This window comes from Mesorhizobium sp. M4A.F.Ca.ET.020.02.1.1 (assembly GCF_004022645.1).
Lineage (GTDB): Bacteria > Pseudomonadota > Alphaproteobacteria > Rhizobiales > Rhizobiaceae > Mesorhizobium.
The window spans coordinates 1-7,524 of sequence record NZ_RZOI01000258.1 but is presented as its reverse complement, the minus strand read 5'-3'; the positions used below and the strand labels follow the sequence as shown (position 1 = coordinate 7,524).

7 protein-coding genes are annotated in these 7,524 nt (G+C 58.5%); all 7 read left to right on the top strand.

Annotation, left to right across the window (positions count from 1 at the left end; translation table 11 throughout):
- Nucleotides 1-1,007 (top strand): sugar ABC transporter permease (locus EN742_RS17315; RefSeq protein WP_245492342.1); only part of this gene is annotated, 1,007 nt, incomplete at its 5' end.
- A complete protein-coding gene (locus EN742_RS17310; protein ID WP_029354774.1) occupies nucleotides 1,007-1,840 on the top strand; it encodes a carbohydrate ABC transporter permease in 834 nt (277 codons plus the stop codon). The genes EN742_RS17315 and EN742_RS17310, both read left to right, overlap by 1 nt.
- A 43-nt stretch (nucleotides 1,841-1,883) precedes the next feature.
- Nucleotides 1,884-3,134, top strand: coding sequence for an ABC transporter substrate-binding protein (locus EN742_RS17305; RefSeq protein WP_029354776.1), 1,251 nt, complete (start codon nucleotides 1,884-1,886; stop codon nucleotides 3,132-3,134).
- Between the two features lie 61 nt (nucleotides 3,135-3,195).
- Entirely contained in the window at nucleotides 3,196-4,005 is an 810-nt protein-coding gene (locus EN742_RS17300) for a phosphodiesterase (RefSeq protein WP_036267413.1), read from the top strand.
- The gene (locus EN742_RS17295) at nucleotides 4,002-4,733 is read left to right on the top strand and encodes an HAD family hydrolase (protein WP_051695327.1); all 732 of its coding nucleotides are present in this window, start codon (nucleotides 4,002-4,004) and stop codon (nucleotides 4,731-4,733) included. The genes EN742_RS17300 and EN742_RS17295 overlap by 4 nt, the downstream gene beginning before the upstream one ends.
- A gap of 573 nt (nucleotides 4,734-5,306) precedes the next feature.
- Complete coding sequence (locus EN742_RS17290) at nucleotides 5,307-6,089, top strand: metallophosphoesterase (RefSeq protein WP_029354781.1); 783 nt, start codon at nucleotides 5,307-5,309, stop codon at nucleotides 6,087-6,089.
- Nucleotides 6,086-6,781, top strand: coding sequence for an HAD family phosphatase (locus EN742_RS17285; protein WP_128333062.1), 696 nt, complete (start codon nucleotides 6,086-6,088; stop codon nucleotides 6,779-6,781). Before EN742_RS17290 ends, EN742_RS17285 begins: the two co-directional genes overlap by 4 nt.
- The last annotated feature ends 743 nt before the right edge of the window (nucleotides 6,782-7,524 follow it).

The following is a 7,524-nucleotide window of genomic DNA, read 5'->3' as shown; positions in this document are numbered from 1 at the left end:
GTTTTTTCCTTCCAACGGCTCGCGCCAGCGTGGCGATCACAGCGGGGCAGCCTGACATGGCCTTAGCCAACGACATTCCGCTCAGTTCCTTAGCTCCGAACACTGCAGGCAGCTACCGGCCGGCTCGGGCCCAGGCGCAAGCTGGCATAATTCTGTCCGTGCCGGCGACGCTGTTGCTTGTTGCCCTTGTCATCGGACCCGCCATTCTTGTCTTCTTTCTGTCCTTCACGAATGCGTCGCTCGGCTTGGCCGGAATCCAATTCATCGGGGTTGCTAATTATACGCGCATGTTGACCGACCCTGGCTTTGCTCAGAGTCTGCGCAACACCGCGCTCTATGTGGCTGTGGTCGTGCCGACGGCAATCGGGTGGGGGCTGCTCGTCGCCGTTTTGATCGCTAGATCACGGTTCGCAGTTCTCTATCGAACCGCTTACTTTCTGCCCGTGGCTGCAAGCTTGGTTGCTCTCGCGACCGCGTGGGAAGCAATCCTGCATCCAAGTCTGGGTTTTGCCAACACGCTGCTGCAGCTCCTGGGCGCATCGCCCGTCAGGTTCCTGTCCGACCCGGCGACGGCCATATATGCGCTCGCGGCGATCGGCGTCTGGCAGTTGGTTGGCTTCAACATGATCCTTTTCCTGGCTGGCCTTTCGACCATTCCAGAGGAGCTCTACGAAGCTGCGACTATCGACGGGGCGGACAGGGGACTGAAGCGCTTCCTTCTGGTCACCTGGCCGATGCTGGCGCCAGTTACGGTGTTCGTCACCGTGATGACAATTATCCGCGCCTTTTCGGTTTTCGAAACGGTCGCGGTCCTCACACAGGGAGGGCCGATGAAATCTACCTCCGTCGTTCTTTACACTTTTTATGAAGAAGGTTTCCGCTTCTTCCGCGTCGGATATGCTTCTGCGATCTCCGTTTCCTTTTTTGTCTTCGTGACTTTCCTGTCGCTCGTCCAGATGCGCGTCTCCGAGCGTCGGGCGCGCTGGAAAGCAAATGGAGGCCAGTGATGATCCTGGGGCAATCTTCCTCTTCCCGCATTGTCTCGCATGCTGTGCTTGTCACCGGCGCGATCATCATGGTCTTTCCGTTTCTGTGGATGATCCTTGCCTCGCTGACGCCACAGAGCGAGATCTTTGACGGCAGCCTGCTTCCAACGCCGACCCTTCACGGCGCAATCGACAATTACGGCACTGCGCTCTCGGCAATTCCGCTGCTTCGGTTCATGGCAAATGGCTTTGTCGTGTGTCTGGCAATTCTTGTGTTGCAGATCGCGATCGCCATCCCATGCGGCTATGCGCTGGCCAAGCTGTCCTTCCCGGGCCGCCCTATTCTGCTTGTCGGCGTCCTGCTCGGCCTTCTGGTGCCGGTGCAGATACCAACCATCCCGATCTACATAGCCCTCGCAAAATCCGGACTGCTCGACAGCTATGCCGCTCTGGTTCTGCCCTGGATCATTTCGGTGTTTGCCATCTTCCTGTTCCGGCAGTTCTTCGTGACCTTTCCCGATGAGGTGCTCGACGCGGCGCGGCTCGACGGTTTCAGCGAGCTATCGATCGCCTGGCGGATCATGCTGCCAGCAGCTTGGCCGGCCGTCGTCTCCTTCTCGATCTTCTCTATCGTGGCCCATTGGAACGATCTTTATTGGCCAATGGTGGTGATAACCAATCCCGACATGATGACGGCTTCGCTCGGCATTGCCTATTTCCGGCAGGCCGGCGAGGGCGCCGGAAATGTCGGTGCGCTGATGGCGGGGGGCGTTCTCGTAACTGCTCCCTTGGTCTCTTTTTTCCTTCTCATGCAGAAACACTTCATCCGAGGTCTGGTGCTCGGCCGACACTAGCTCCGTCTCTAAAAACCCCCATCTCAAAACTCAGGAGAGCAATGTGAAAACAGTTGCAATGATCCTTGCTGCCGGTGTCGCAGCGGCAGCCATGCCAGCGCAAGCCGAGACGAAACTCAATGTCTATTACGCCTGGCCCGAACACGAAGTGATCCACAAGCCGATTGCAGACCGCTTCATGGCGGACCACCCGGAAATCAAGATCAGCTTCCGCGCTGCTGCGCCGAGTTATGACGAAGCTGTCCAGACGTTGATTCGTCAGAGCATGGCAGGCGAGTTGCCGGACGTTCACTATGTCGGCTTTAACGTGCTCCGTCCGCTCGTCACGCGCGGGCTCGTAAAGCCCATCGACGATCTCGTTGCCGCCGATCACCTGGCCGATAAGGGCTACACGGAACAAATCCTGTCTCTGGCAAGAATCGAGGGCCATCTGTACGGACTTCCCTTCGCCATGTCGACGCCGGTCGTTTATTACAATGCCGATCTCGTGAAGCAGGCGGGCGGCGACCCCGACAAGGTTCCGACCGATTGGGACAGCTTCGTCGCACTGGCCGGCAAGGTCGGTGCGCTCGGCAATGGAACGTCCGGCATGTATTACCAGCTCGGCTCGGACGACTGGGCCACGCAGAACCTGGTACGCAACTTCGGCGGCCAGATGATGAACGACAAGGAGAGCGACATCGCTTTTGACGGTCCTGCAGGCCAGGCTGCCGTCAAGCTGTTCAAGCGGTTCCACACCGACGGCGCTCAGCCGGCGATCGACTCCCATGCCGCCCGGCAGCTCTTCACCTCTGGCAAGCTCGGCTTCTTCTTCGCCTCTGCCGGCAGTGTGAGCGGTTTCGAAGGTGAAATTGGAGATCGGTTCAAGCTCCGCACAGCCAAGCAGCCGCTCGGCGCTGAAGATGCGACGATGCCGACGGGCGGCATGGTTGCGATAATCCTTACCGACGATCCCGCCAAGCGCGCCGCCGCCTGGGACTACGTCAAGTTCACCACAAGTCCTGAAGGCCAGAGCATTGTCGTGCCGAATACTGGTTATATGCCGACCAACACGCTTGCCCTCGACAAGGATCATCTCGCCGGCTTCTACGATAAGCACCCGAACTGGTACACCAGCGTGCTTCAGACGCCCCGCGCCCGCCCGTGGTTCTCCTGGCCTGGTGATAACGGCGTGCAGATCGGGGAGGTCCTCCGCGACGAGATGACGGCTATTGCGCTTGGATCCAAGGAACCGGAAGCCGCTCTCGCAGACATGGTGTCCGAGGTTCGCGCACTCCTGCCGAAAACGAACTGATCGCCTCGTCCGAGACGCTGCACGCTCCTGTGCGACATCCCTCCCTTTTTCGGGATTATCCATGAAACTCATTCATCTGACCGACCCCCATCTTGTGCCGTTAGGCGCCATGCTCTTCGGCTTCGATCCTGCCCAACGGCTTCGCAAGACCATTGAGCGCATCAACCGCGATCACGCCGACGCCGAGCTTTGCGTCGTGACTGGCGATCTCACTGACGAGGGAGATTTCGCTTCCTATGTCCTACTTCGCGAGGTGCTGCAGGAACTGCGCGTGCCCGCCCGCCTTCTGCTCGGCAATCACGACAGCCGCGAGAATTTTGTTCGGGCGTTTCCTGGAGAGCCGCGCGATGAGAACGGCTTTATCCAGTCGGTTCACGACGGATCTGCCGGGCGCCTCATTTTTCTCGACACATTGGTGGAAGGTTTCGGTCATGGCTCCTTGGACGATGGTCGGCTCGAGTGGCTGCTGGCCCGGGTGGCCGAGGCGTCGGATGTGCGGGCCTACCTCTTCGTCCATCATCCGCTGCAGCCGATCGGCCTGCCGCATTTCGAACCCTGGAGCACCGAGAATTGGCGCCCGATCATGCAGGCGATTGTCAGCGCCGGCAATGTGCGGCACATTTTCCACGGCCATGTGCATGTCGATGTTGGCGGCACCTGGAGCGGCATCCCTTTCAGTGCAAACCGCGGCGTGGCGCATCAGATCATTCCACATTTCACGCGGAGAGACGCGGACTTCGTCGAGGATGCGCCCGCTTTTGACATCGCGATAATCGGCGTTGATGGGGTCCTGGTGCATCGCTTCGAAGTTAGCGACCGACATGTGGTCGAGGTCTCCGCAGAAGGTTGGGTTCCCGAGGGCATGCAATGAATCAACAGGCCTCTTATGAACTGGTCATCTTCGATTGCGACGGCGTTCTGATCGATAGCGAGACGCTGGCAAGTCGAATCGATGCCGAAGAACTTACCCGCATTGGCTATCCCATGTCGTATTCTGATGTGATTCTGCGGTTTACCGGCCTTTCCTCAGCCACCATGCGGAAAATGATCGAAGAAGACTGGGGCCGCCCTCTACCCAGCGACTTCGACGTCATCGTGCAATCCCGGATAAAGGAAAGCTACCAGACGGAACTGCAAGCGATCAGCGGCATTGACCAACTCCTGCATCAGTTGCGATTGCCGCGCTGCGTCGCATCGAGCAGCGCCCCCGACAAGCTGCGGCTTGGTCTTGAACTGACGGAACTTTGGGCATACTTCCATCCCCACGTGTTCAGCTCCGCCATGGTAAAGGCCGGTAAGCCTGCACCGGACCTCTTCCTGTTCGCTGCCGCCCAGATGGGCACTAAGGCAGCGCGCTGCGTCGTTGTCGAGGACAGCATTGCAGGCGTTCGAGCCGGTGTGGCCGCGGGGATGATGGTGATCGGTTTCACCGCGGGCGGCCACTGCCACGACGACCACGGTCAACGATTGCTGTCAGCCGGCGCTGCGGTGGTCGCGCGATCAGCCGAAGAACTTAGCGTCCTGCTGATGACGAGCGAAGTCCAGCCCAATACAAAATGGCAGGAGGCGGACCCGGTGGCAGCAGGTGCCGTAAGGTGAACTGCAGCAGCTTCCCATCCACTCAACCCCACAAAAATGTCTTCCTATACCGACTGTCCCGGCGATTCCGTCCACTTGACATAAATCCGAACAAAGCTCCCTTGCATTCGATATCGGCGAAGTCTGACAGGCGGATGCGGCATGGGGCGGGCGCGCGCAAGCGACACTCAACGGTGTTCGACCGAGCTGCTCACAAATTACAATTGAGGGTCAAGAAGGAGCATTCGTGTCTGCGTGGGGGAACTCACCGGAGCTCGAAGCACAGGCCCGTGGCACCGTTTCGATGATGGACGAGTTACTTCATGATCAACCGAAAGCGATAGCGACCGAGGTCCCTTATGCGGCCCGAGCATTTACAACTCGCGACATTTATTGGCCGTTCGTCGGTCAACTGTTTGCTTGGAATCGAACACCTCGATCAGGCAGAGAGGGTCGACCCCTCACTGCTCACGGTTCGCTGTCAGACGCCTGGAATAGATGGTCACCACAACGACGGCAATCAAGTGGCCTGACGCAGCAGCGGTCTCTTGTCCCACTTCCTCCCAGGGTCGGGCCCAATCTGAGTGTGGAGCAATGCAGAAAATCATTCATATCACGGATCCTCATTTTGTTGCCCCTGGCAAGACGCTTTACGGCATCGATCCGGCGCAGAGATTGCGCGACACCTTGGACCATGTCTCGCGCGTACACGCAGATGCCAAGCTCATCCTTATTACCGGCGATCTTGCTGATACAGGCGATCCAGCCGCTTACGCACTCTTGCGCGAGATCTTGTCGGAGGTCCGGCTCCCGGTCCATTTGACGATCGGCAACCACGATGACCGCGGCGCATTTCGAGGCGTATTCGGCGGGGAAGGATTCGTTCAGGCGGCTGTCGACTTGCACGACTGGCTCGTCGTCTTGCTCGACACAAAGGACGACATCAGCCATTTCGGTTGTCTTGACGGTGGCCGGTTTGAATGGCTGCAGGACCAGCTTTTCCGTGCCGCCGGCCGACCAGTCGTGGTTGCTATGCACCATACGCCGGCGGATTTGCATGTGCCTTGTTTTAAGACGAGCGATATGAAGGAGTCCGATCGGCTCCTTTCCATCCTTCGGAAAAACGCATCGGTCCGCCACATGCTCTTTGGTCACCGGCATGTTGCTGCAGCAGGCAGTTTGTCGGGCATATCGTTTACTGCCAGCCGTGGCACGGCGCAGCATATCGTTCTGGACTGGGAACAATATGGCAAGCCCATATTTGTGGCGGCTGCGCCATCATACGATGTCGTCATGTTGGACGGATCGGATGTCGTTGTCCATCGTCACGAGGGACTTGATCAGCTGCCTGTCATTCGTCCCGGTGATCCGAAATGATGGCTTCACCATCGATCAAAACGTCCGATCGGTCGCGGCCTCGACTGATCATCTTCGATTTTGACGGCACCCTTGCGGAGACGGAAATCGTAGCATCGGAGGTGATTTCGGCAAAACTTGCCGCGGAAGGTTTCCAGGTGCATCCAGATGAAATAACGGCAACGCTCTCCGGTGTTGAGCGAGACGATCAACAACGGCATCTGGAAAGACTTGTCGGTGTAAGCCTGCCGAAGAACTTCATGGAAACGGCCGCGGCTGAGATCCAGCTGGCCGCCTCTGGGATCCTGTCGGCGACACCTGGCGCGGTTGAACTGCTCCAGTGGCTTTCCATTCCCTTTTGTGTCGCATCGAACACATCTCGTTTCGAACTCATCCACCGCATGAGAGCCGCCAATCTCTTGGGGCTTGTAGGCTCACGGTTCTTCTCCTCCGATGACATCGGTGTCCGGAAGCCTGACCCTTCTGTGCTGCTATTGGCGGCGGAAATCATGGGCGTGTCTGCCGGAGAGTGCCTTGTCATTGAGGACAGCGTCATCGGTCTTAGTGCCGCGCGAAATGCAAATATGCGCTACTGCGCATTCGGGGGCGCCCGCCACCATACGAGTCGACTGAGGAATGACCTCCGGACCTTTGAGCCGGAGGCATTGTTGCTGAACTTGGCGGAACTTAAAGGTTTGCTTTGCCCAATGTAGAAAGAGGGCAGCGGCGTGGACGGTCCGCCCGCGCCTGCATCCGGAACACCATACCCCGGCGGGCAGTGCAATGGCGGACAGGTCATCAAGCTTGGTGCGGGATGCGGTATGCGGTCTGGTCGCCAGCGGGCTAGCTCACAATCCAGAATCGCGCATTTTGTTGCCTAAAACCCCGAGCTTCTTGGGGACTTATCTATCTCCAAACTCGTAAGTCAAACAAACAGCGGAGAAGCGTCGGTTTTGCGTTTTTGCCGTACTCTTGGCCTCTCTGGGTTTCGCGAGTTCAGGGTGGCGTTACCGGGGAGATTGAGCGCGATAAAGCCCGCGACTGACACAGCACCTCGCCACTGAACTCGCATGTAAGACCGGAAATTGCGAACCTGAGCGCGGCCTTCCTACATTCGGTTGAGGCCTCAGCTCGCCTTCTCGACTACGCCCAGATCGAGCGCCTGACGGAGCGACTACAGAGTGCTACGCGTGTCGAAGCTCTTGGTATGGGCGTCTCCGCAATCTGCGCAGAGCTACTGTCACAGCCGCCTGATCTGGCTGGGGACCCCGGATTGTGAACATCGCTCGCGGTCTGGCTCATGGGCTGGACGCTTCGGCTTATGCTATCGGCATCTCCTATGAAAGATATGAGCGAGAGGCCGTCGCCTTTCTCAGAACTGGCCGCGACCGAGGAGCGCATACGCTTGCAATAACGACGCGTGACAAATCGCCAGTCTCTGGGGTGGCGCATGAGG

What these genes read in the sequence shown, in the direction of transcription:
- EN742_RS17300 (WP_036267413.1), top strand. Translation starts at nt 3,196, where the DNA reads ATGAAACTCATTCATCTGACCGACCCCCATCTTGTGCCGTTAGGCGCC.
- EN742_RS17295 (WP_051695327.1), top strand. Translation starts at nt 4,002, where the DNA reads ATGAATCAACAGGCCTCTTATGAACTGGTCATCTTCGATTGCGACGGC.
- EN742_RS17290 (WP_029354781.1), top strand. Translation starts at nt 5,307, where the DNA reads ATGCAGAAAATCATTCATATCACGGATCCTCATTTTGTTGCCCCTGGC.
- EN742_RS17285 (WP_128333062.1), top strand. Translation starts at nt 6,086, where the DNA reads ATGATGGCTTCACCATCGATCAAAACGTCCGATCGGTCGCGGCCTCGA.
- EN742_RS17310 (WP_029354774.1), top strand. Translation starts at nt 1,007, where the DNA reads ATGATCCTGGGGCAATCTTCCTCTTCCCGCATTGTCTCGCATGCTGTG.